Source organism: Nitrospinota bacterium (assembly GCA_009873635.1).
Taxonomy (GTDB): Bacteria; Nitrospinota; Nitrospinia; order Nitrospinales; family VA-1; genus LS-NOB.
Window position 1 is genome coordinate 1 of the sequence record WAHY01000022.1, and the last position, 25,786, is coordinate 25,786.

19 protein-coding genes are annotated in these 25,786 nt (G+C 42.0%); 10 read left to right on the plus strand and 9 right to left on the minus strand.

The features are described from left to right. The 6 genes from F3741_10775 to F3741_10800 form a co-directional block, all read right to left on the minus strand. Positions 1 to 2,110, minus strand: a 2,110-nt coding sequence (locus tag F3741_10775; GenBank protein ID MZG31264.1) for an AAA family ATPase, incomplete at its 3' end; no start/stop codon positions are given. A gap of 2 nt (positions 2,111 to 2,112) precedes the next feature. Next, entirely contained in the window at positions 2,113 to 4,794 is a 2,682-nt protein-coding gene (locus F3741_10780; protein MZG31265.1) for a hypothetical protein, read from the minus strand. A 6-nt stretch (positions 4,795 to 4,800) separates the two neighbouring features. Then, a complete protein-coding gene (locus F3741_10785; GenBank protein MZG31266.1) occupies positions 4,801 to 5,238 on the minus strand; it encodes a molybdenum cofactor biosynthesis protein MoaE in 438 nt (145 codons plus the stop codon). A 15-nt stretch (positions 5,239 to 5,253) separates the two neighbouring features. Further along, a complete protein-coding gene (gene moaD / locus F3741_10790) occupies positions 5,254 to 5,508 on the minus strand; it encodes a molybdopterin converting factor subunit 1 (GenBank protein MZG31267.1) in 255 nt (84 codons plus the stop codon). Next, complete coding sequence (gene moaC / locus F3741_10795) at positions 5,505 to 6,020, minus strand: cyclic pyranopterin monophosphate synthase MoaC (protein ID MZG31268.1); 516 nt, start codon at positions 6,018 to 6,020, stop codon at positions 5,505 to 5,507. Before moaC ends, moaD begins: the two co-directional genes overlap by 4 nt. A gap of 65 nt (positions 6,021 to 6,085) precedes the next feature. After that, the gene (locus tag F3741_10800; protein MZG31269.1) at positions 6,086 to 6,427 is read right to left on the minus strand and encodes a hypothetical protein; all 342 of its coding nucleotides are present in this window, start codon (positions 6,425 to 6,427) and stop codon (positions 6,086 to 6,088) included. A gap of 45 nt (positions 6,428 to 6,472) precedes the next feature. Here F3741_10800 and F3741_10805 point away from each other — a divergent pair, with 45 nt between their 5' ends. The 3 genes from F3741_10805 to F3741_10815 all read left to right on the plus strand — a co-directional run bounded on the left by F3741_10805 (position 6,473) and on the right by F3741_10815 (position 11,930). Beyond that, entirely contained in the window at positions 6,473 to 7,375 is a 903-nt protein-coding gene (locus F3741_10805; protein ID MZG31270.1) for an EamA family transporter, read from the plus strand. Positions 7,376 to 7,562: 187 nt separating this feature from the next. Continuing rightward, positions 7,563 to 10,370, plus strand: a complete 2,808-nt coding sequence (locus F3741_10810; protein MZG31271.1) for a peptidase M16 — start codon at positions 7,563 to 7,565, stop codon at positions 10,368 to 10,370. A gap of 15 nt (positions 10,371 to 10,385) precedes the next feature. Next, the gene (locus F3741_10815) at positions 10,386 to 11,930 is read left to right on the plus strand and encodes a hypothetical protein (GenBank protein MZG31272.1); all 1,545 of its coding nucleotides are present in this window, start codon (positions 10,386 to 10,388) and stop codon (positions 11,928 to 11,930) included. Positions 11,931 to 11,947: 17 nt separating this feature from the next. On the opposite strand, the gene F3741_10820 is transcribed toward F3741_10815, so the two are convergent. After that, positions 11,948 to 13,345: an aldolase gene (locus F3741_10820; GenBank protein MZG31273.1), complete on the minus strand. Its 1,398-nt coding sequence runs from the start codon at positions 13,343 to 13,345 to the stop codon at positions 11,948 to 11,950. A 589-nt stretch (positions 13,346 to 13,934) separates the two neighbouring features. Here F3741_10820 and F3741_10825 point away from each other — a divergent pair. From F3741_10825 to F3741_10840, 4 genes are all read left to right on the plus strand, one after another. Continuing rightward, on the plus strand, positions 13,935 to 15,899 hold the full coding sequence (locus F3741_10825; GenBank protein MZG31274.1) for a universal stress protein: 1,965 nt from the start codon (positions 13,935 to 13,937) through the stop codon (positions 15,897 to 15,899). Positions 15,900 to 16,025: 126 nt separating this feature from the next. After that, entirely contained in the window at positions 16,026 to 17,786 is a 1,761-nt protein-coding gene (locus F3741_10830; GenBank protein MZG31275.1) for an ATP-binding cassette domain-containing protein, read from the plus strand. Between the two features lies 1 nt (position 17,787). Beyond that, positions 17,788 to 18,834, plus strand: coding sequence for a 3-oxoacyl-ACP synthase III (locus F3741_10835; protein MZG31276.1), 1,047 nt, complete (start codon positions 17,788 to 17,790; stop codon positions 18,832 to 18,834). Next, positions 18,828 to 19,694, plus strand: coding sequence for an alpha/beta fold hydrolase (locus tag F3741_10840; protein MZG31277.1), 867 nt, complete (start codon positions 18,828 to 18,830; stop codon positions 19,692 to 19,694). Before F3741_10835 ends, F3741_10840 begins: the two co-directional genes overlap by 7 nt. A 102-nt stretch (positions 19,695 to 19,796) precedes the next feature. On the opposite strand, the gene F3741_10845 is transcribed toward F3741_10840, so the two are convergent. After that, positions 19,797 to 21,098, minus strand: a complete 1,302-nt coding sequence (locus F3741_10845) for an adenosylhomocysteinase (GenBank protein MZG31278.1) — start codon at positions 21,096 to 21,098, stop codon at positions 19,797 to 19,799. Positions 21,099 to 21,499: 401 nt separating this feature from the next. Between F3741_10845 and F3741_10850 the strand changes: the two genes are divergently transcribed. The 3 genes from F3741_10850 to F3741_10860 all read left to right on the plus strand — a co-directional run bounded on the left by F3741_10850 (position 21,500) and on the right by F3741_10860 (position 23,223). Next, a complete protein-coding gene (locus F3741_10850; protein MZG31279.1) occupies positions 21,500 to 21,622 on the plus strand; it encodes a hypothetical protein in 123 nt (40 codons plus the stop codon). Between the two features lie 331 nt (positions 21,623 to 21,953). Then, complete coding sequence (locus F3741_10855) at positions 21,954 to 22,529, plus strand: hypothetical protein (GenBank protein ID MZG31280.1); 576 nt, start codon at positions 21,954 to 21,956, stop codon at positions 22,527 to 22,529. Positions 22,530 to 22,680: 151 nt separating this feature from the next. Further along, positions 22,681 to 23,223, plus strand: coding sequence for a hypothetical protein (locus F3741_10860; protein ID MZG31281.1), 543 nt, complete (start codon positions 22,681 to 22,683; stop codon positions 23,221 to 23,223). Between the two features lie 67 nt (positions 23,224 to 23,290). On the opposite strand, the gene F3741_10865 is transcribed toward F3741_10860, so the two are convergent. After that, positions 23,291 to 25,786: sigma-54-dependent Fis family transcriptional regulator (locus F3741_10865; protein ID MZG31282.1), on the minus strand; the 2,496-nt coding region annotated here is incomplete at its 5' end.

Consider the following 25,786-nt stretch of genomic DNA (forward strand, 5'->3'; position numbering starts at 1 on the left):
AGCCGATCAGGAATTGCTGTATATTGTCAACAAGGTTCCGCACCCTTTTTTGTCCATCTTCGCTGAGTGTTTTTACCCGTGATGGGTTATTAAGCAGGAACCATACCGGTGTTGTATCGTCTAACTCCACTAACGCATGGATATCTGATAATGTTAAACCACACCAGGGAGCTCTTAATATAGATAGCCATGCTGTTCGGTCTCCAGGAAAACGCAGCGCACGAAGCAGAGACAGGAGGTCAAGAATTGCTGGTCTATCTGTAAGGGAGTCTATGGATTCAGCTTTGAATGAAATCTTAGATTCATTTAACAATTTTACTATGGATGCAAGGTGGGTTCGCCCGCGGACCAGAATGGCCAGGCTTTTATCAGGATGTTGCGACTTTAAGTCCTTGACTAGGGTGGTTATCATTCGAGCTTCTTCCTCCGAAGTAATAAGGCTGTCCTGATGATGTGGAACAGGGTGATACAGCACTCCGGGATGGACGCTTTCTTTTAAAACTGCTGACGAAGGTTTGTAGGAAATTGCACCTAGATCAGCGTCTTCGTGTTTTGGAAAAATTTTTTGAAAACAGGTGTTGACCCAGTCGACCAGTTTTTTTTGTGAGCGGAAGTTCGATTCTAATGATAAAGGTTCTAAACGTAAACTACCGAGGCCACGATTCCGGGTTTTTATGAATAAACCTACCTCTGCATCCCTGAACCGGTAAATGGATTGTTTGGGGTCCCCGACAATGAAAAGCGTCCTACCATCTCCTTCACTCCATTCCGATGTAAGCTTGTGTAGCAACTCTTCCTGCTTGAAAGAAGTGTCCTGATATTCATCTACGAGAATATGGTGGATTTTGCAATCCAGGTAATACAGCAGGTCGGTGGGGTGCATCTCACCATTGTCATCTTTTTGAACAAGTCCATTTATCGCTGAAAGGGAAATCTCGGTGAAATCGGTTATTTTCCGGGATGAAAAAATTTCTTTTAACTTTCTGTTGATCTCCGCCAAAAGTCGTATGGTGGATTTTAATAAATTCCACTCCATATCTGTAAAGTGACCTCGGGGAAGCCTTTTTACTTTTGCTAGAGACTCAAGAAGAGTAGGGTCACTTTCTAAAGCACCTATTAGTTTTATGTACTCCTCCTTCATTTCATGGGCCAGGTTTTTAGAGCCTGCGGGGAACCCTAACCTGACATCTGGTTTTTTTCTGTATGTGTTGGATTTTGTCAGGAAAAGGTTGGCAATGCCTTTCCAGGTTTCAAGGTTATCGATGGATGTGCCGGGAAACTCCTGCAAATCAGCAAGGCAGGCGCATGGATGGGTTGGATAAGAGCTTTGTAAATTTTTACCTGAATAGTTAGCCAGTTGTAATATTTTTTTCTGAATTTGACCTTTGAACAAGACACCCAAATTAGCAAGCTTGGCTTCTATAAGGCTGACCAGTGTGCATTCAAGTTTTTGACGAGAATCTTCATTTAATGGATGTGTTTCCAGGTTTTCACGTGGGTCAAAAAAAGAGATCATCCACTGGTCTCTTTTTTCTAATAGCTGCACGATTCTTTTTACGAAATCTTCTTTTGAGTTATCTATATGCTGGAGTATGTTTCGCACTAGCTCGCCGTAAGGGCTGTTTTTATTTTCCGTTAAACTCAGGATGCTCCTGGCGGTTTCCTGATAAAGACTTCTGGCATTTTCCTGAATATTAAGTCCCGCTCCCATTCTTGATAACAATGGCATCCTTCTTGTCAAAGAAGAGCAAAATGAATCAATCGTTACGATTCTGAGGCGGGCAGGGTTATACATCAGATTCCATTTTTGTTTTTTATCCTGATCCAATACTTGTCGGGCCAGTTTCCATGTGAATCTGGCATGTGCCTGTTCAGGTGGTTGATCAGTTTGAGCCTCTGTAAGAGCTGTGAAAACTCTTTCTTTCATCTCTGCGGCGGCTTTACGTGTAAACGTCATGGCCAGGATTTCTTCGGGATAGTTTGCCAGTCCAAGAAGCTTGAGATAACGCTGAATGAGCAATTCAGTTTTCCCCGATCCTGCTGGAGCTTGTACGATGAAAGACTGATCAGGTTCCAGGGCCTGGACTCTTATTTTTTTATCAGACAACATTGTTAGTCACTCTCCCATGTCTCAAGGGTTTCCTGAACTCTGCAAAGAGAGTCGAACTCGCAATAGCGGCAGGGCTCACCTTTATTGATGGGAGCAACAGTATGTTTTCCCCGCAGGAACTCATCCGCAACACGGTTTAAACGGGTTTTCCAGTGCTTCAGCAGTTCTTCCCATGAAGAACATCCGGTTATTTTTTTAAAATCATGGTTTTTGAATTGTCCAAGCGGAAAATCCGGTATGGTGGTTCCTTTGAATTCGGGTTTGCCTATCATCAGGTGTCCATAGGCCAAACCCGCCGGAGGTTCGTCCAGGGAGTATAGCGGTAATTGTGGCGAGCGTATTTTCTCTGCAAACCACTCAGTCGGTTTTGCGTCTCTACCGGCCTTGTAATCGATTAACAATAAACCCTTCCCGGGAATTTCATCAATACGATCAATTCTTAATAGAAGCTTTATCCCCGCCAGGTTTATAGAAATGCTTTTTTCTAACTTGTGAATTCTAAAACTGGGTCTTTTTAGTTCAATTGCCAGAAGCCAGTCATGAATGACTCTTATGTTTCTTTCTATTTCCAAATTATTGAATTGAGTTTGATTTGTAGTTCTTATGGAACAAATTTTGAGGGCTTCCCGCACATATCGTTTGAGCTGTTTTTCCAGAGAATCCTTTGAAAGTTCTAAAAGGGTATCCGAATCAACCGTGTCGAACCAGAAAAGCTCCAGAGCTTTATGGATTACGTTACCTCGGTCAAGATTGTCGTAGTCAACTTCAGGAATTTGATGGCGCTCACTGTTCAACCGGTAACGGGCAAAAGCTCGAAAGGGGCATTCAACCTGGTCTTTGAGCAGGGCATAACCGGAGGAAATTCCTTCAGTTGAATACAAACGCTTTTCTGTGTCAGTTGCTGGTAAAAACTCGGGTTCGGTGAGTTCTTCAAGATCAGTCAAAGTCAGTATATGATCTTTGATTCGTTTAGAGGGATAGTTAGTCTTGTCAATATTCGGAAAGCTTTTTATTAGTGGACTGATTTCCAGGTCCATATCACCTTCGTGAAGAGGAAAGCTGCAATGTACATCTGGGCTGGCTACTATCAGCCGTTTCAATGATTGTTCAGCAAATTCCAGCTCGCGTTGAGAGTTTGAACGTGGGATAGAAAACTTGTTACGGATTTCATAAGGAATAAAAGGATTGGGCTCAGGGTGAGCAGGCAATGCTTCACTATGGCAACCCATGATCCACAAATGATCAAACTGCATTCCAGATGATTCAAGAAGGCCTACAACTTGAATAGAATGTTCAGGTGTTTTGATCTGGAAGGGTGTGTTTTGCACTATGTTCGTAAAATATTCCAGGGCTTTTTCTCTGTTAATCGGACCGAGGATCTGATTTAGAGAACTTAGTTGGTTCAAACAATTTTTCCATGTCTCAAATGACTGGTGCCTTTTTGACAGAACGAATTGATGGCTGGTTGAGTCCTTCGAATAGCCCGGCCAATTAAAAGCTTTTAAAACCGCTGATATTTTTTCAGTCCATTCACTCGGTAATAAGTTGTTCTCGTAAGGGCTCAGAGTAAATAAATCTTTATGACTGACCCAGGATCTCAAAACTTCAGCGAGTCGCTTTATTTGAGGAATATTTCCATAGGTTGATTCGAATTGATCGAGGGATATCGAGAGAATCCTTCGTTTTCTGAGTTTGCGTTCCAGATCTGATATTTCCTGGGAAGGTGGATATGCAAAACCCAAAAAAGGACTCTGGATGAACGATAGGAATTTGTTGATAGTAATGGTAGCTGACTTTATGTTCAACAGATCTATTGCTACTTTGATCATAGGCTCCTGTGACAAAGGGAGAGCCAATGATATGTTGAACACTTGCTCATCCGGCTTGAAAATGGAATCGGGAACCAGTTCTGCTGATAATTCTCGTTTTAGAAGGGAGATGTATTTTTCCAGTTCAGGAACAACTATGCCGATTCTTTTGCCCGGTTTAAATATTGACCTTATCCAGCGCGCACAAGCTTCGGCTTCCCCTTGTTTGTTCTCGTATTCCCGGATACAGGGCATTTTCTGCATTTGCTGTATACTTTCTTCTGTTGGCACTGCTGACACGAAGTCGACCTGGGAACCTTTTTCTTCAAGAAATTCGATAAAGTTTTTTAATTGCGGGTTTTGTTCTTCAAAACCCCGTATTCGTATATATGGCGGGGTGAATATTGTTCCTGCTTCCATGGAACTTTTGACTGCGTCCATGAGTGTGCATGGATCCAGTGCGTCAAGCGCGGAAAGGCGTCTTTCATACTTCCCAACCCAGTTCAAAAATATTTTTGTTTCATACGTCAGCTCATAAAGCTTGGGGATCAGGGGTAGGCGATATTTGTGGATCAGGGCATAGGCTTCACTTGCTTGAGAAGCGACCCCTTGTAAGTGGAGAAGTTCAAGGCGCGTAGAATCATGACTTATGATTTGTTCCCAGATTTTTTCACATTGTAATGGGTTGAGGAGGTATTTAGAGGGCCAGGATTCGATCCAGATGTTACGTAGCCAGGATTCTAAGGAGAATATTTGGGGGGTCTCCCAGGCCTTCTCACCCGCTTGCTTCTTCTGTTCATCATGTTCCAGCAAAAGCCAGCGGGCCAGCCGACTGTTTACGGTTAGGGTAAGGGGGTGCAGAGAGCGATTGCTCATTTAGGATCAAGGGGTATCTTGCACCCAGATTTCGCCTTTGGAGGTGGTTTCGCGTTTCCAGATCGGTGTGGTGCGCTTCAGTTCCGCAATGGCCCATTCGCAGGCTTTGAACGTTTCTTTTCGATGCTCGCCAACCGCTACGATCAAGACAATATTTTCACCAATATCTATGGGGCCAATGCGATGAATGATACTCATATCAATGACTCCAAAATCCTTGATAGCTTGTTCACGTATTTCTTCAAGCTTTTTTTCTGCCATCTTGGGATAGTGTTCGAAGTTGAGTTGGGTGATATTTTCTCCCTTCGATAACTCTCTTCCCGTGCCCAGGAAGGTAGTAATGCCACCAATATTACGCGAAACTTTTTTCATGGCCTCTATTTCATCAGTGACCGAGAAATCTTCTAACTGAATTCTTACTTTAGAAAAGGTAGTGGTGCTCATGATTATGTCCTTAGTTTATTTTGTACCCCCCGAGAATGGAGGCAGAAATGCCACCTCATCCCCATCTCTTATGATGGTTTCTGCAGAGGCCATTTCCTGATTGACCGAGATCATTACTTTTTTCTCTCGAAGAATCTCACCCATTGACGGAGTTGATTTGGAAATAATATCACTTAACTGGTCCATGGTTATTGGTTTTTCAATATCCACGGTTTCTTCATCCTTGTCTGCTATGGCTTTAAGGCTGGCAAAATACTTAATAACAATCATTTCCCTGCCTCCACCACTTCTTTGTTGAAAGTACCTGATTTTCCGCCTGATTTATGAGTCAGGCCAATATTATCAAAATACATGCCTCTATCAACTGCTTTGCACATATCATAAATAGTGAGTGCCGCCATTGAAACCGCTGTCAGTGCTTCCATTTCTACGCCAGTTTGTCCAGTCACTTTAACAGTGGCGCTGACGATTATGGAGCAGAGCCCGATGTCAGGATCTGGGTCCTCATTAACCTGAAAGCTGATGTCAACACCTGTTAAGAGAAGAGGATGGCACATGGGTATCACTTCATGGGTGCGCTTGGATCCCATAATTCCTGCAACTTGTGCGACTGCCAGCACATCACCCTTTTTGATCTGACCTTCCTGTATAAGTCGCAAGGTTTCCGGTTGCATATACACTTTCCCTGAGGCCACAGCCTTTCGTGAGGTGTGAGTTTTATCGGAAACATCGACCATGCGTGCACGGCCTTCTTCATTAAAATGTGTCAGTGGATTGTTCATATAGGCAATTGTACATCAACAGAGGCACACGCTCAATGGGATTTCCTTCTCAGCCTGTTAGTATGTTAATCCGGTGGTTCATAGAGGCCAAGGATATTGCCATCAGGATCTCGAAAATGAGCCAATTTGCCGTAGGAATGGACCTCTATGTTTCCATCCAGAGCAACATCCAGTTCCTTTAATCGGAATATAAAACCTTCAATAGGTCGGGCGAGAAAATAAACCGTAGCCCCAACTTTTCCTGGAGCAGGAGACTTCTGTAATGCCAGCCTTTGGCCATTCAGTTCAAACTCCGCCCAGTCTTTCCTGTGAAACAGAGGTTCTTTTCGTAATACCTTCTGGTAGAATTCCACTGCCCTGTCCAGGTTAGAGACCGGATAGGAAATGAATGCGATTTTAGTCTGCATACAGTAAGTTTTGTTTATGAGTTATCGTGCTTTGGAGCTTAACGTTTGTCACTTTTTAATATAGGACTGGTTCTATTCTCCAGCTTGATGCATTCTTTCTGGAACATATTGACCCAGACCAGCAAAAATTCCCAGTATTTTTCCGCTATGAAGGGGGTCTGGATCATGATTATGGCCCTGACCGCCTATTTTTTCTTCGGAATGCCTCCCTTAAATTCAGAGATTATTTTCTGGAGCATCCTCTCAGGAGTTTTGCACGGTGTCTATATACTCTGTCTTTCCAGGGCGTATGCTACTGCTGATATTTCTTATGTCTATCCCATTGCCCGGTCGGCTCCAGTTTTTGTTCCTGTATTTGCCTGGTTACTACTTGACGAGCATCTGAACCTTCCAACATTTCTTGCGATCGGTCTCATCCTGACAGCTATTTATATCCTGCACTTTGAAGGACATTTGATACGGGGATTTAAAAACCTGTTGAAAGCTATGGGGCACCAGGATTTACGTTGGGCTTTCTACACACTGGCAACGGTAGTCAGTTACAGCCTGGTGGATAAAAAAGGGATGGATTCATTTTTGAGCCTTTTGCCGGATCAACCGTTTGCTAATGGGATCACGTTCTTTTTCTTTGAGGCAACTGTGGGTTTTATTATTTGCAACACTTATATTTTCAGCACTAATCCAGCAAAGTATGTATTTAAAACCTGGAGAGAGGAATGGCATAAAGCTCTACTTGCAGGCATAGCCACCCTGGGTTCTTACGGACTGATTTGCGTAGTGCTTCAATTTGAAGCGTTGAGTGCAATTATTTCCCTTCGTCAGGTCAGTGTGTTGATGGTGGTTTATTGGGGGTGTTGGAAATTAAAGGAGCCCTTTGGTCCGCAACGTCTGTTTGCAGGAGGGTTGATTCTGGTCGGCATATTTCTGATCGGTATTAATTCTTACTAGAACCTTATTTTTTTTAAAACGGGGTTTACTTCAATCTCATCTCATATTTTATTAAAAGAAAAAACTGGTAATCGTTACATTAAAAAAAATTAACCCCATTTGATGTTGAGAGACCGATATAATAAAACGGTGATGGATGTTTACTTTATATTCTGAATAGTTGATTTAAAGAAACTGGAGGCTGTTTGTGAATCATATAGCGAAATTTTTAAAAACCGGATTGGTTCTGGTTTTCTGGATAGCATTATTTATATCTTCTGCAGAAGCGGTTAAAGGTGACAAGCGTAAAACCCAGACTCTTTCACTGGAAAACGGGCTGGATGTTCTTCTGATTTCCGACCCGGATGTGCATCGAAGTGCTGCCGCATTGTCCGTGGGTACGGGTTATTTATACGATCCAGACGAGAAAGCAGGGCTGGCCCATTATCTGGAGCATATGTTGTTTCTTGGGACTGAAAAATACCCGGAAGTGGGTTCTTACAAGAAGTTTCTCGATTCTCATTCAGGTGGATCCAATGCTTACACCAGTGGAAACATTACCAATTATTTCTTTCAGGTGTCCCATGATGGATTTGATGAGGCTTTAGATCGTTTCAGTGATTTTTTCAAGGCACCCTTATTCGATAAAACCTATTCAGAACGAGAGGTCAAGGCGGTAAATAATGAGCATGAAAAAAACAAGCTCAATGATGGATGGCGCGGGAACTACGTGGCAGGCCTGATATCGGAACCGGGGCATCCTGTCGCTAATTTTGGAACCGGAAATCGGCAAACGCTGTCGGGCACTAATGGTCCGGCTTTACATGATTTTTACGAACGTTATTACGCGGCTTCAAACATGAAGCTGGCTCTTATTTCAAGTAAGCCTATTGAAGTCCTTACAGGTGTTGCACGGAAATATTTTTCTGGCATACCCGACAGGAAGGTTGATGTCCCACAAGTATCCCCTGAGTTTAGAAAGCCGCTTAAAGGTAAATATAGGCTGCTTAAGGTTAAAACTATTAAGGATATCCGCTCGCTCGAAATTGATTTCCCAACCATTCGACTGAAGAATCATCAGGGCAGCAAGCCTGCGTCAATTGTTGGGTCAGTGCTGGGATATGAAGGAAAGGGTTCTTTGCTTTCCAAGTTAAAGGAAGAGGGACTTGTTTTGAGCCTCAGCGCTGGTGGTGGAAGCAGCCACCCTGATATCAACTCTTTCGGTATTAATATTTCTCTGACTGAAAAGGGTTTGAAAGAATATGAAAGGATACTGGAGCTTATTTTTGCATACATTGACATGGTTCAAATACATGGGATTGAAGAATACACCTTCAAGCAAACCCAGGCCATGGCCCAGATTAACTTTGACTGGAAGAACCCCGATGAGGGAATGGGGTTTGTTGCAGGGAAAGCTGCGCTCATGCAGGATTACAAGTTAAAGGATGTTGAGACCCTGCCTTACCTCTTTACAGAATACGAACCCTCTGCCTATAAAGCAGTGTTGGATTCTTTGACTCCAGAAAATGCATTGGTGGTATTGAGCCACAATTCTGCTGAGACTGACAGCAAAGCTCCCTACTACGATGCCGAGTATTCATTAAGGGAAATTGGAGGCAAAGCTTTCAGTAAATTATCTCATCCGGAAAAAGTAGCGGGCATATTTTATCCGGAGAAAAATAATTTCATTCCTTATAACTTAAAGAAAGTTGAAGAGTATCCACATTTAGTGAGGGATGATGATAAGGCAAAAGTCTGGTTTAAATATGATCATCGTTTTGAACAACCAAAAGTTTCATTAACATTTAGAATAGAAACACCAAAAGTCTATCGCAGTCCCAAAAACCTTGAATTGGCCAAACTTTATGAAGCTATGATGCAGGAAGGCTTGAATGAACTGGTTTATCCCATCCAAATGGCGGGGTTATCTTATGCCCTTTCTATAGAAAAGAAGGGAGTGATTCTGGGCATAGGAGGTTATTCAGAGCGTATTGGTGATTTGATCAGGCTGGTGACTGACAACATGAAAGAAGTTAAGGTTGATGAACAGAAGTTTGCCAATATCAAAGAAGCGATGGTGCGTGGATTAAAGAATCGGAAACTGGGCCAGGCTTATACCCGTGGGGGTTATTATAACTGGCTGATGCTTCTTCAAGATCAGTATACAGAAGAAGAGAAACTAAAAGCCTTGACCGCGATTACTTTGGAAGATGTAAAAGCTTATGCTAAAACTTTGTACGACAGGGTCTATATAACTGGAATGATTCATGGGAACTGGTCGGATGCTGAAGCAAAACAAAGTGTCGACATTTTGCTGACAGCTTTAGGAAGTGAATCCTTGCCTGAAAGTGAGCGGTTTGGGCAGGTGGTTGAGATCATGCCGCAAGCTAAAAAGTTCCGGTTCAGCCGGGAAGTGGAAGATAATAATAACTCATTGGCTTATGCCATTCAGGTTGGTGAGAAGAGTTTTTCATCTCTGGCCCAGTCTTCAATCATTGCATCAATTGTGGAAAGTGATTTTTATACCCAGATGCGCACCAATCAGCAATTAGGGTATATCGTATGGAGTTTTCATCAACGCCTTGAAGAACGTATATTTTTTCGTTTGGTGATTCAGTCATCGACTCACGGTCCTTTTGAAATGAGTAAAAGGGTCAATGCATGGTTGGCGGGCACTAAAAAATTATTTGCTGATTTGACGGATCAGGAGTTTGAGAGACATAAGCATAGTCTGATTGTCGCGCTGGAAAAAGAAGGGGACAGTATAGGGGCAGTTGCAGGAGACCTTTATGCTCTTGCAACGGATGAGAAAGGGGATTTTCGTTTTAAAAAGAAACTGATTCAGGCAATAAAAGATCTTAATAAAGAGGATGTTGCCAGGACAGCTGGTAAAATTTTTCGAGACCCAGACACCCCCAGGCTTGAAGTATTAATGAGAGCCAAAGGCAGCAAGGAAAAGGTTCCAGAAGGAACCATCTCACAAGTCAGTCAATTCAAGAACGGTTTGAAACGTTAGTCTTTCTCAAAATTTATGAAATTAGGATCTATTTTTAAAAGAGGTGCTAATCTTATTAAGTTAGGGGCTGCTGCAAGGAAGCTGCGTAAATCGTCTACTGAAGACAAGCGCCATTGGGCTCAGCACTATTTGATGGAACTTCTGGGACAGTCGAGAGGACTGCCTGCCAAGATTGGTCAGTTCATGACTATGGATTCGGAAGATCAAAGTCTGCGTGAATCCCTCAACAATTCATTAGAACCCATTCCATTTGATGAGGTGGTGGAACTGATCAGCGCTGCCTATGGTAAACCCTGGGATACTGTTTTTAAAAAACTGGAGAAATCCTGTAAGACTGCATCGCTCGGGCAAGTGCACTTCGGTAAACTTAAGGACGGGACAGAAGTGGCGGTGAAGATTCAGTATCCTGAAATTGCGACAGCGGTTGAAGCTGAAATGAACCTTATGGGCTGGTTGCCAAAAGTGGGGCCGGTGGCAAAATGGGGTTTCAAGATGGATGGCTACCGCGATGCGTTCTGGAATAATTTCAGCGAAGAATTGGACTACAGGATTGAGGCAGGGCATCAGGAAAATTATCGACAGAAAATTCCCCCGCTGGAACGTATTGTAGTGCCGGAAGTGTTCAACGATGTTACCCGGCCAAATATTTTAGTTCAAAAAAGGGAAGAGGGTTTTGGTTTGGATAAGGCGGAAACTATGATGCCTGAACAGAAACAGGCAATGGCGCGGTTATTGCTGCAACATTATCTTCATATGTTATTTCGCCAAGGCTTTGTCCATGCTGACCCGCAACCTGCGAACTTTGCATTTCGTCAATACAAAAAAGATTATTTCCAGTTAATTATTTATGATTTTGGAAGTGTTATGGAAATACCTGATGATGTTCGGTTAACGCTTTTAAGAATCATACTGGCTTTACGCGACAGGGAAAACCTGGATCCGGTGACTTGCCTTGCGGGTTTGGGGTTTGATCCTGAAAAACTGCAGGATTTGCGCCCGACTCTTCCTGCCCTGATGTCTATTTTGTTTGAGCCCTTTTTGATAGAAGCTCCATACCACGTAAAGGACTGGAGAATGAGTGAGCGTTTCAACCAGATTGTTGGGGAGATGAAATGGTGGTTCCGTTCTTCAGCACCGCCTCAACTGATTTTCCTGATGCGAACCCTGCATGGTTTGATCACCATGCTTAAACGTTTAGATGTTCCAATGCCCTGGCAGTTTACATTGGATAAACTTCTTTCAGATATTTATCCACAAGCACGTGCTCTGACCCTGAGGCAAGTGTCGAGTAGTGTTCAGGGCCCGACCTTTGATTCAATGGCCCGCTATCTTAAAGTTCAAGTGGTGAAATCTAATGGTTACAAAGTGAGCCTCACCATGCCCGGTCGATGTGCTGATGATATTGAAGGGGTGATGGATGAATCGGTTAAAGAATGTATTCGTAAGCAGAAGATAAATTTGAAATTGATTCAAAATAAAGCTAGAAAGTCCTGTTTTGTACCTCAAGTTTTGTTTGAGCGAAATGATGAAGAACGCAATATGAAAGTTTGGCTGGGATAATCTATTGACCTTTTCAACTAGCAAGTTGAGATTTCGTTTTCCAGGACAGGTTTAACAGGTACGACAGAAATCGTTTTATCGACAGCATCTTTAGTATTTTGTACAGCGAGTTTATCGAAGAGAAACGTCATTTTACCTTCCAATTCTTTTCCAATGCCATCGCGAATTTCATTGGATAATCCCCAAAATTCTGCTTTGAATTCACCAAATCCTTTTTTACGGGTTTTATAAATGAACTGCTCATCGGTTTGTCCGGATTTTTTCTCGTCCGCAAACTTTTCCCTCAAATGGGCATAAATTTTTTCCTTAAAACCTGCGGGAAACAGCTCGCTGCCGTAGATCATGTTTTGAAAGTCGGTAGCCAGGTGAATTTCTGCCGTCTCCAATTCAGGGAATTTATTGAACAGGTTCTGGGGAAGGGTGGAAGCACCATGCTGCACGGCTCCAGCGAGTCCATAATCTTCACGAGATATTCTCGACAGGTTTTCAAGCGTATCAAAATCCAGGTTAACATCTGCTACCGTTCCATCAGGAAGAGGCACACCGCCATGAGAAGTCCCGGTTTGGATGGAAATTTTGCTGATGGTCGTAGATCCGCTACGATTTTTTTCCAAAAGCTCATTAAAATTGTCGAGATAGGCCCTCAATTCCTGTTCATTGCTGTTTTCTTTTCCCACCTCGCCAATTTCTCCACCCACGGAGACGGTGATACCTTCTGGCTCTAAATCTCGAACATGTTGAGTGAGTTCCACGCCAACTTCAAAGTTGGCTCGTTGCTGCTCAACAACATTTGGTTTGCTGAGATCGACAAGTGTGGAAGTGTCGATATCAATATTATAAAACCCTCCATTAATTCCACTTTCAATCAGGTTTTTGATAACCGCAACTTCTTTTTGTGGGTCTTGGGCGTAATTCTTGGCGTTAACCTGGAAATGGTCACCCTGAATGAAAACAGGACCTGCATACCCTTCTTTAATTGCGGAAGCGAGAATGACGGTCGATAACTCCTGGGGTTTTTGGAATGTGTAACCCATTTCGGATTTGGCCAGTTCGAATATAAACGCGCCAGCATTTGTCTTGATGGCGGTGCGAAATATTGCCCGGCATAGCTCATAGGGCAGGCCACGAATATTTAGGGCTGGAACCGTAAAGCCTTTCACTTCACCACGACCACGGGCATCATACAGCTCCTGAATCGATGAACTGACTATTCCCAGCTCAAGAGCCGCGGACTTAATTATAAAGCGACTCAGCCCTTTTATTTCTGCTGAAGGATTAAGAACGGCATTGTAGATCAGTCGATCAAGCACTTCTCCCTTGAGGGTGTCGGCATTTTCTATTTTCAAGCCACCATTATCAAGGGTGGCAATATTACTAAGTTGCTGGACTATTTCTTCTCGTTGATTAAAAAGCATCGTGCTTCCTTATTAAATGCTTCCCAGATTGTAACGGCTATCACATATCGGGATTTTGGTTCGGGAATTGACTTGGAAGAAAGATTGACTCAGGGTTCCAATGTCGTTGTACCTTCTGTTAGCGGTTTTAGCCCCTAAAAAATAAAATTTAGCCAGGCGAAAGCATTGTAGCGAAAAATTTGTTTTCTGGCAAAATATCTTTGCCAGGCAAGTATTTTATAAAAATAATTGATATTTATTGATTTACGGTATTTATATTAAGGTGTATTGTTAAATGGTCTTTGTTGGAAAATTTTTACGCAACCATTGTATACTATTTCTTAATAAACGATTGAAGGGGCAAGCCTGTTTAAATTTTGGACAGCTTTATTCAAACTCTTCAAACACCAATAATTACAATATTATCTTGTCCTGATTCTAATTGACAGGGATGAATAATTTGCTAGAATGCCGTTCGTCTTTATAGTGTTTGGTTGCATGCAATTCCGCATTTGATTACTGGATAAAAAAAGCCTGTAATTTTAGAATATTTAAGATACCAATTTTTCAAAACTATATCCCAGGTTTCTGGAAGGGAGACATTCACCCCATGTTTAAAAATATTTATATACCGGTAGATAATTCTGACTACTCTAATGCCTGTGTGGATCTGGCACTTGAGCTGGCTGGAGGTTCGGAAACAACTATCACCGCAAGTCACGTTTATGCAGCAAAAATGCATGACGTCCGATTTCGTCAAATGGAAAGCGGACTTCCTGAAGAATATCAAGATGAAGAAGAACTGGAAAAGCAACGAAACATTCATGATCAATTGATCACCAAGGGCATGGAAGTGATCAGTGATTCTTATCTGGATGTTCCCAAGGATAAATGTAAAGAACTTGGTATCCCTTTTGAAGGAAAATCTCTTGAAGGACGTAACTGGACTGAGCTTGTTCGTGATATTAAAGAGTCTCCCTACGACCTTGTTGTAATGGGTGCTTTGGGGCTTGGTGCCATTAAGGATAGTTTGATTGGTACTGTTGCGGAAAGAGTTATCCGCCGAACCACAAAAGATATGCTGGTTGTTAAATATTGTCCTGAGATTCATGGAGAAAGGCCTTCAAGTGGAAAGATTGTTGTTGCTGTTGATGGTAGTGGTCAATCCTTTGGTGGGTTGCTGACAGGGATTGATATGGCGAAAAAGCTTAATCGACCTTTGGAAATTATTTCTACATTTGACCCATACTTTCATTATGCCATGTTCAATAGCTTGACTGGTGTGTTATCTCGCGAAGCTTCAAAAGTTTTTAAATTTGAGCAACAGGAAAAACTCCACGAAGACATCATTGATAAAGGATTAGCTAAAATCTACCAGGCACATCTTGAGATTTCCCGTAAAGTTTGCGAAGAGGAAGAAATAGAATGCACAATCCGTCTTTTGGACGGGAAGGTATTTGAAAAAGTCCTTCAGTATGCAAGAGAGGAGAACCCTTATCTACTTATTCTGGGAAGGATCGGAGTACACAGTGCTCCTGATATGGATATTGGCGGAAACGCCGAGAATCTCTTACGTTTGGTCCCCTGTAACGTGATGCTCTCAAGTAGAGTGTACAAGCCACCGATAGACTTGCAGGCAGAAGAAAGCATTGAATGGACTGCTGAAGCAAAGGAACGATTAAAAAAGATACCAGGTTTTGTTCGGCCAATGGCAACTTCTGCAATTCTCCGTTATTCTTTGGAAAGAGGTCACAGTATGATTACATCCAGCGTTATTACAGAAGCTGTGCAGGAGATTCTTCCAGCTGGTGCCATGCAGGCAATGTCTGCTATCGGTGAAAAAATGAAGAAGGAGGGAATGGACCCGAACAACCCTGAAGGTTTGGGTATGCTGAAAGAGGAAATGGCAGAAGCTCATGCTGGTAAACCTCCTGAAGAGATAACTTTGAAATGCACGAGTTGTAATACTTTTTATAAAGGTGATGTTGTTAAGTGCACTGTTTGTAATGCTGGTGCTGAAAGGTTACTTCCCGTCAACAAAGAAGAATTTGAGGCTACTGAAGCAGAGGCTAAGGATTCTACTACTTTTACAACTTTGCCTGATGGTGTGCAGGTATCTTGGACTCAGGAAGCATTGGATAGGCTTAACAGTTTTCCGAAAGGTCATTTGAGAAGAAAAGCCCATGCTCGTGTCGAGAAAAATGCGCGCGTGCAAAAAGTAAGTTCAGTTACTGTAGCATTCCTCGATAAAATTTTGAACGAAAAGATTGTTAAGGATGACAATGGTAATGGAAATAGTGAAGAAATTCCAGGCGACATTCGTTCTGTTGGTGCCGAATTGAGTGCAGACGATTTTAATTGGTCATCAGAAGCTTTGGAAAGATTGGAGCGAGTTCCTCAGGGGTTCATGCGGGATAACACCCGCAACCGAGTAATGGCTTGGTGTTTTCAAAATGATATCAAGGATATTTCACTTGAAGTTTGCGAGGAAGGAATCCGCGAGTCCGTTAAGTTGATGGAAGAAGCCATTAAAAACGGTGCTGCTCTTGAAGATTTCATTCCGGCTAAAAATTAGTCAAACCTACAGCTTTACCAGGTTAAAGAAAGATTTTAATAGCCCCTGGATATTGAATATTATTCAATATCCAGGGGCTTTTTTCTATTATATTCTGGTCCATCTGTCTCAGAGTCTTGGTAGCTAATGTCCCTTTATAAGCGTTTATTCCGGAATTTAAAACCCTATTTAGGTCGCTTATATCTTGCTATTTTCTTTTCGGTTGTGGTCGGTGTTATAGCGACTTCTCCTGTCCCGATTATACAAAAAACCTTCGACAAAATATTTGTTGAAAAAGATTATTTAATGTTGAAGGTGATTCCTCTGGCTTTGATCCTTTTGTATGTTATCAAAGCTGTGCTGACCTACGCTCAAAACCTCATCATTTTTGGAATTTCATGGGAACTGGTTGTGAAGTTCCGGGAAAAGCTGTTTGTCCATATTCACAAGCTCCCGTTTGTTTTTTTTGAGGACCATGAAACTGGTGAACTCATGTCCAGAATCAATAATGATGTGGCAATTATGCAGTCCACTGTTACTCGATTGATGAAGGAGTTCTTGCAGAATGGAGTGATGTTGATCGGTTTGGTGGGGTGGGTGTTTTACCTGAAGTGGGACTGGGCGATTATGGCACTTATTATTTTTCCTGTAACGGTTTTGCCGGTTTCTAAAATTTCCCGGAAACTGAGGAGCCTCTCGCGTCAGGGGCAGGAAATACTGGGTAATATCAACTCTACAATTATTGAGTCTTTTTCAGGTATTAAAGTTGTCAGGGCCTTTGGTATGGAGCCTCGTGAATTAGAAAAATTCCAGTTGGACAATAATAATTATCTGGGAGTGATGAAAAAGAATGTGAAGTATTTAGAAATCACTTCGCCATTTCTAGAGGTACTGGGTGTTGTCAGTGCTGCTTTTATTTTGTGGTATGGGGGAAGTCAGGTGTTGAATGGTGATATCAGCCAGGGAACATTTCTGGCTTTTATTGTCGCGCTATTTATGATGTATGCTCCCATTCGAATTTTGTTTAAAATTTATACTAATGTTCAGACAGCTTTGGCAGGCGCAGAAAGAGTTTTTGAAATTCTTGATAAGGATGAAGAAAAACTTTGGGAGGGTGAAGATGACTTCCTTTCTTTCAATGATGGTATTGAATTCAGGGATGTTTCATTTCATTACCCGTCAAGGAGTACAATGGTTTTGAAGGGCATAAACCTTTCTGTTAAAAAATCTGAAGTCATTGCAATTGTAGGAATGAGTGGAGCTGGCAAGACAACATTGGTGGATCTGTTATTCAGGTTTTTTGATGCGACCTCCGGATCCATCTTAATTGATGGTAAGAGGATCCAGGAATATAAGCTGGCTTCTTTGCGGAATCAACTAGCCCTGGTGACTCAGGAAACGTTTTTATTTAACGATACGATCTGGAACAACATTGCTTTTGGTTGTGAGAGAGAGGTTTCTCGTGAAGAAATTCTTGAGGCAGCCAAAGCCGCTCATGTGGATTATTTTGCATCAAAATTGGATGAGGGATATGACACCTTCATCGGAGAGCGGGGAGTCAAACTTTCAGGAGGACAACGTCAGAGAATAGCGATCGCCAGAGCTATTTTAAGAAATGCTCCTATTCTTGTGCTGGATGAAGCGACATCTTCACTGGACTCTGAATCAGAAAAGCTGGTGCAGGATGCCTTGCACAATCTTATGGAGCATAGAACATCTTTTGTAATCGCCCATCGCTTATCTACCATCAAGCATGCAAACCGGATCATTGTTCTGGATAAGGGGGAAATTGTTGAATCGGGAACGCATGAATCCCTCCTTGCAAGTAGTGGGTTGTATCAGAAGTATTATGAAATGCAGTTCATCGATCTTAAAGATAAAAACATAGATATTGAAGAAGCCAGGTAATATGCGTTTCCAAAATGTTCAAATTGAAGGCTTGGGTTATCATCTTCCTGAAAACATTGTAACCTCAGATGAACTTGAGAAACGACTGGCTCCTGTTTATGAAAGGCTGAAACTTCCTCAAGGTCGCTTGGAGTTGATGAGCGGAATTCAGGAAAGGCGTTTCTGGAAAAAAGGTGTTTTCCCAAGCGAGGTGGCTACCATCGCAGGGGAAAAGGCAATTCTTCAATCGGGTTTGGATAAAGATCAAATTGGTTGTCTGATTTCAGCATCGGTTTGCAGGGATTTTCTTGAACCTTCCACAGCGTCTGTGATTCATAATAATCTGAAACTGCCTGGTGAATCTTTTGTTTTTGATGTATCCAATGCCTGCCTGGGGGTGCTCAACGGTATGATGATTGTTGCCAATATGATTGAACAAAATCAGATATTAGCTGGGCTGGTTGTAGCTGGGGAAAACGGTGGTCCACTCGTCAACAACACCATTGAAACATTGTTGTCCCGACAGAATATTACCAGAAATAATATTAAATCTTCTTTTGCTTCTCTGACAATTGGTTCGGCCGCTGTGGGTGTCGTTTTGGCGCACAGCAAAATTTCCCTGAAGGGACATCGTCTGGTCGGAGGAGTTTCCATGGCCGAAACTCACTTCAACCATTTATGCCGTGGAAGTGACGACAGCGGCGCTGGTGGTGAATGGTCGCCCTTAATGGAAACCGACTCCGAAAACTTGATGTTGGAAGGATGCAGGCTTGCAGGTAAAACCTGGGAGCGTACCCGTGCAGAACTTGGCTGGAATAATGAAGAGGTAAGTCGGGTTTTTTGCCATCAGGTTGGCAAAGGACACCGAAAGCTTATGTATGAAAATGTGGGGTTGGATCCTGAAAAGGATTTCTCAACCCTGGAGTTTCTAGGTAATACAGGCTCTGCTTCACTCCCAACAACATTGGCAATGGGAGTAGAAAAAAATGTGCTCAAGCCTGGCGACAAAGCCGCTTTACTTGGAATTGGAAGTGGACTCAATTGCATGATGCTGGGTGTTGAATGGTGACAAACCTTTACCCCTTTTCATCCCATTTCCTGCAATTTGAAAAGTTACGCTACCATTATCTGGACGAAGGCTCCGGGGATGATCCTGTCCTCATGTTGCATGGAAATCCTACCTGGTCTTTTTATTATAGAAATCTGATTTTAGGGCTTAAGGATTCTTATCGTTGTGTGGTGCCTGACCACATGGGGATGGGAAAGTCGGATAAACCACAGAGTTACCCTTATACACTTTCCCGACACATTGATAATCTTGAGAAACTGGTTGAACACTTACGGCTGGAAAATATCACTCTTGTCATTCACGATTGGGGTGGAGCGATCGGAATGGGTTTTGCTGTCAGGCACCCGGAAAAGATCAAGCGTTTGGTGATTTTTAATACTGCTGCATTTATACCTCGTGATGTACCGCTTCCCCTGAGTCTCAGCCTGTGTCGACTGCCAATATTCGGCGCTCTAGCTATACGTGGATTCAACGCCTTTGCGAGAGGTGCCGTTCGTTGGGCCTGCATAAAACGAGATAGGATGACAAAACAAGTTCGGGAAGGTTATCTGGAGCCTTATGACAGCTTTGCAAACAGGGTGGCTAATTTGCGCTTTGTACAGGATATACCGGTGGGTCCGGATTCACAGAGCTATCAGGTGATCCAGGAGATTGAAGATAACCTGAAATTGTTTCGAGAACATCCTGTGCAAATTATCTGGGGAGCGCATGACTTTGTTTTTACAGATTATTTTTTAAAACGCTGGCAGGAGATTTACCCCCAGGCGGAAGTAAACCGCTTTGAAGATGCTGGGCATTATGTTGTCGAAGATGCGCATGAGCGAATCCTCCCGATGATGTTAGAATTCTTTAAAAAATAACTTGTCTAAAAAGATATTCCTTAATGGAATGGGTGAGGGGAATTTAAAGGAATACAAAAACCGGCCTCCCTTTTGGGAGACCGGTTTTATTTATTGAACCTTTTAATATCTGTAATGATCAGGCTTGTAAGGGCCTTCTACTGGAACATTCAGGTATTCAGCCTGTTTATCGGTTAGTGTTGTCAGTTTTACACCGAGTTTTTCCAGATGCAGACGTGCTACTTCTTCATCGAGTATTTTTGGAAGGGTGTAAACACCAACCTCATACTTTTTATTGAATAATTCGATCTGCGCCAGTACTTGATTGGTGAATGAGTTGGACATTACAAATGATGGGTGGCCGGTTGCGCAACCCAGGTTTACCAGTCTTCCTTCTGCCAGCAGGATGATGTTATGTCCATCTGGAAAAGTGTATTTGTCAACCTGGGGTTTAATGACAGTTTTTTTAATTCCAGGAAACTTGTTAAGGGCATCTACCTGAATTTCAATATCAAAGTGACCGATATTGCAGACAATGGCATCATTTTTCATTTTTTCCATATGTTCTATACAAATGATGTCTGCACACCCAGTGGTCGTGACGAAGATATCACCTTCTTTTACAGCTTCTTCCATATTTGTGACTTCATATCCTTCCATTGCCGCCTGTAACGCGCAGATTGGGTCTATTTCTGTAACAACTACTCTTGCTCCCAGTCCTTTCATGGAGTCTGCACAACCTTTGCCGACATCGCCATAGCCAGCAACAACCACTACTTTTCCGGCTATCATGATATCTGTAGCCCTTTTAATTCCATCGGCGAGGGATTCACGGCATCCATAAAGATTGTCGAACTTTGACTTGGTTACCGAGTCATTCACGTTCATCGCGGGAATTTTCAGTGTCCCTTTTTCGATCATCTTATATAGATTATGGACACCGGTGGTTGTTTCTTCTGTAACACCTTTGATACTGGTCAATAGTTCAGGGTGTTTTTCGTGAACATAGGCTGTCAGGTCACCACCGTCATCGAGTATCATATTGGGCCCATCTTCAAACAGCAAAGTTTGACCAGTACACCACCAATATTCCTCTTCAGTTTCTTCTTTCCACGCAAATGTAGGAATACCAGCTTTAGCCATGGCGGCAGCGGCATGATCTTGAGTCGAAAATATATTGCAGGAGGCCCACCGAACCTCAGCACCCAGGTCGACAAGCGTTTCCATCAAAACCGCAGTTTGAATTGTCATATGCAAGGAGCCGGCAATTCTTGCTCCTTTCAAAGGTTTCGTTGCTCCATACTTTTCACGCAGGGCCATTAGACCGGGCATTTCGTTCTGGGCAAGGATGATCTCTTTACGTCCCCAATCAGCCAGGGATAGATCTTTAACTTTGAAATCTTCAGATACTGCGGTTGTTGACATTAGCTACTCCTTAAATAAGTTTGATGCATATGAAGTTTAATTTCAAGACATCTACAATTGGTAGATGGATTAGGCCAAGTTCTGATGCGATGTTTTAAGTTGTTTCAAGATATCCGGGAGGTACCCGGATATTTACCATCAATTATAATACGGTCAAAACTTACAACCAGTTTAGCAAAATATATATGGACGTCAATCAATCCCTGAGAAGGAATATTAGATCAATGTTTTGGGTGCATGAATTACTCTTTCTTAATAATGACTGTTACTGAAGTTAAAATATATACTTTTGATTCAGGTGAACGGGAATCATCCTTGAGAGCTTATGCTGACGTCACCATTGATAATGCGATTTTGATCAAGGGTTTCGGGTTGTTGCATCCAAAAATGGCGGATTATTTATTGGTTACCCCTCTCAGAAAGGAAAAGATGGAATGTTTTACGACTTGGTTGATCCAAAATCTGAAGATTTAAAGGCCAGCATTCGTTCAGCGATTCTTGAAGCCTATAAGGTTTATTCTTGAGTTTAGTTAAAAATTATCCCCATATCTATAAAAATATTGTCTTCAACTGATTCCTAATTATATTATGTTATATTGGTTTGATTGTGGATAGATTCTTTAAATATATGAAAATAAAGGATTTAATAGATAGGCCTTAGGTTGACCCTGACTTGATTTTTTTAAATAAGCACGGGCAGATAATTATGATATCTATTATTTTAGTAAAAAACATTTTTTGACGATAGTATATTGTGAATAGGATTAATATATTCATAGATGGACTTGGTCTATAATGGCCTGACCATAAATAAATTTTTTATATTTATTAATCGTTGTAGAAGAAGAAACGATTATGATAAAAAAGCTTAATCTGGCCTTATTATTTTTAGTTGTGGAAATATTTTGTGCTAGCCAGCTCAATCATGCCATAGCTATTGAAAATAAAAGCCATGTGATTTCACCATACTGGCAATCTGACTCAGGTAGCTATACCTTTATCGCTGTTTCCCATTCATCTCTGTCAACAATTGCAAGTCAAATTGGTGTGGTTATCAATGCTATTCAGAATGATTTGACAGCGTTTGGAACGGCAGTCACCTTCACAATATCTGGTGGAAGTACTGAACGAATTTTTATAACTCGAACCAATTCTTCGATAAACTCAACTAACATTCCTACGGCAAGTTTCATTGTTGGCACAACCAATTTCAAGCATGGACACCTTAGAATCGATCCAGTGGCAACAGATCCTTCGATAGCACGTGGCCTAAATAATGGGCGGCAAGATATTACAATGCTTAACTTTTGGGGAGCGGTTGTCATTGAGTCTAACACCACTGGTTTTGCCATGGAATTTATTGGAGACATGCATGACAGCGCAGCAACTCCCAGCATGGATGATTCAGCTGCTGTAAGTGGAATCAATTAATTGTACTTTAATGAAAATGAATATTATAAAAAATATATTAGCTCATAAAATTTTTATTATCTTTTTTTATATACCTCTGATTTTCACTGTATCGATAATATTTCCTTGTGTCTCATTTGCTCAGGTGCCCGAGTCAGAAGATAAGGCGAGAATGGTAATATCCCCTTATGCTCAGGTTGTACCCAATGATAGTTATACTTTTATGGCTGTTAATCATCCTTCCCTTGATACAGCATTAACTCAAATCGGAGTTGCTATAGAAGTGCGTGGAATGAATACGGTCCCCAACACCAGTGCGGGACGAGCAACCACATTCACTGTTGATGCAGGTGAGACCCATAGAATTTTCATTGTTAATGTTACGCACCCTACAATCAATACCTCAAACGCATCTTTTACTGACTCAAGAACGCATTTGATTTTTACTCAGGATGCGGCACAATTTGGCAATTTAAGAGCTGTGTCGGTCAATGAAGCACCCATTAGTGCCACTACTGTTGGCTCTGTTAGAAAATATGCAAACCTTAGTCAATTAAGCTTCTGGGGTATAGTTTTTACTGAATCAAGTGGAACTGGTTTTGCGATGGAGTTCATAGGTGATGCTCACGACTCAACTATAGGGCGAAATTTCGGAGACAGTCAGCTAAGTGGTGTGTCTGGAAGTTCGAGTGGAGTTGCCAGGGGTATAAATTAAACCTTGCAAGTTTCTAAAGAATTTATTGATTTTGCCAAAGAAACATAACCAAATTCATTATCTGACTTCAATTGGATGATATCTTCACTGTCTTATAAAGAAAGTTTTTAAAGCTAATAAACTTTTTTCTCTCATCAGTCTCAATATGCGAACGTGTTTTGCAGGCTCGCAGTTTAACCGCCAGACCCGGCAGATTGGTTTGATATCTACTTTTTGCGGCTAAAATCAACGATCTTACGGTATCCCGTGTTAAGTGGTTGGCCTTGAATGGTTGGTGAATATCAGTCCAGAAATCAGCTTCCCCTTTTTCAAACTGGCTCAATAAAGTGTCAATAATATTATGGTCGGTGATTTCTTCTTGTGATGATTCGGTAAATGATGTTTGACACGCTGACACGATTTCAGCTTTGCTGATCATTGTCCCTTTGCGAAACAACATAGCTCTTAATAGGATATTTTTCAACTCCCTTACATTGCCTCGGTAGGAATGTTGTTTGAGATATTCAACAGCCGCGGGTTCCAGTTGTGGTGGAGTACCACCTTCTTTTTTATAGGAACCGAACAATATGCCCAAAAAATGTGTTGCGAGATCTTCAATATCCTGTTCTCTTTCATTAAGACGGGGGATCTTGAAGCTCAACGCATTGAGTCGGTGATACAGGTCTTCGCGGAATCTCCCTTCTTTAATTTCCTTGAGCAAATCTTTGTTAGTGGCAGCTATCAGAAAAATTTTGGAAATCCGAGGCTGGTTCTCTCCCAGCCTCATGAATACACCAGTATCTAAAAATCGTAATAACTGGACCTGAGTTTTTGGATCTGCATCACCAATTTCATCTAAAAAGACCACCCCTCCATTAGCTTCCTCAAGAATTCCCTGGCGGTTAAACTCAGCACCAGTAAAAGCCCCTTTTTTATGTCCAAATAATTCGCTGTAAGTGAGCTCTCCGCTATATGCGGCTATATTGGTTTTTCTTATAGGAAGCTTGAATTGAGCTCCTTTCTTTTTCTGGAAAATATCATTGAGGTGAGAATAAATGTTGTTGAAAAAAAACTCTTTGCCAGATCCAGTCTGCCCTTGAACAAGCAAGCTCGGTAGTCCTGTCATCACTTCATGTTCCTGGCTTCCCTCCCAGTTCAACATGCGGTTGCAAATAGACTCTACTACGGTTTGGATTTGATCGACCAGTGAGTTTACTTTTTGACTTTTTGCGATAACATTTCCGAAGTGATAGGAAGAAACTTTTGGATCGCGGTATTCAATATCTTTTCGGAGCTGAAGCAGTTCCCGCTTCAGGTTTTCAATCTGCAGGAGGTTGTTGACTTTCTGACTGATCAGGCTGGCGATGATCTGGAGGATTCTTTGATGTTCCTGGGTGAAGAAATATTTTTGAAAGCTGTCCTGGTTTATCACTCCCAGAACATGACTACCGTGAATGATGGGTACGGCTAATTCAGACTGGATTTGCCCTGACAGATTTTTATAAAACCCTTGTGTCTGCTTGTCATCTCTCACATTGCCAATTAACACTGGTCTTGCGAAATGTGCCACATACCCATTAATGGATCTTTGTTCGGGGGAAAGTTCTTCGCCACCTACGGGCATGAGTGGAAAATTACTTTTTATCCAACTACGAGATTTGGCACCAACGAGATGTCCTTCCTCATCTTCAATAACAAGCCAGGGTTTACCATCAATAACTTTCTGAATGGAAATAGTTCCAGAATCAGCTCCTATCAATTCGGAAGTTTTTGCCAATATCTTTTCGAGAAATGAGGATAAATTATCATCAGTATCGGATAGAAGCTCTTCGATTTCGCTGAGAACTTCAATTTCTACATGCTCCGGGTTTTCCTCAAGAATCAACTTTTCCACCATGGCTGCGTGGTTTTCCAATAATGGTTTTTCAAAGTTGGTGAATTTATGCGAAGTGTTGGTGTAATAGTTTACGACGCATACTAGCTGGCCTGTTTTTAAGTTGAATTTAGGGACCTGGTAAAGCGAGACCAGATCAATTTTTCTAGCTACAGCTTTTCGGCTGAAACTTTCTTCCATGACATCCTCAATATAGACGGCCTTCAACTCTGGATCGCGAGCGATAAGGCCTTTGTGGTTGTCATGCCTGACGATGCGGTTGATAAGGTTTTCTTTGTGTATGTTTATATGATCCCGGTTGTTATAAATCAGAACGTCTTCTTTATTTTTGGAAAATGCCGAAAGAATCTCAATCTGGTTGCTGAGCTCCTGGACTTTTGGATTCTGAATAGAAGAAGGTACCCAAACTGAAGCCAAAGCCAGTTTGTCGATGAGTTGTACTGCTGAACGCATCATCATCCACGCCGCTTCTTTTTTTCGTGCTAAATCGAGATGGCGTGAGAACGAAAGTTTTTGATGAAATCGTTTGGCTCGATCGATGGTTCCGCTTGCATCATTCAGAAAGTCGACAACTTCCTTTTTTTGCTGGTTGTTTAGAAACTCACCGACCTTTCCCCAATCCAGGCTAATGGTACCAATGGGCTGAAACTGATGGGTGATAGGAAATACGGCGGTTGATTTGATGCCTGC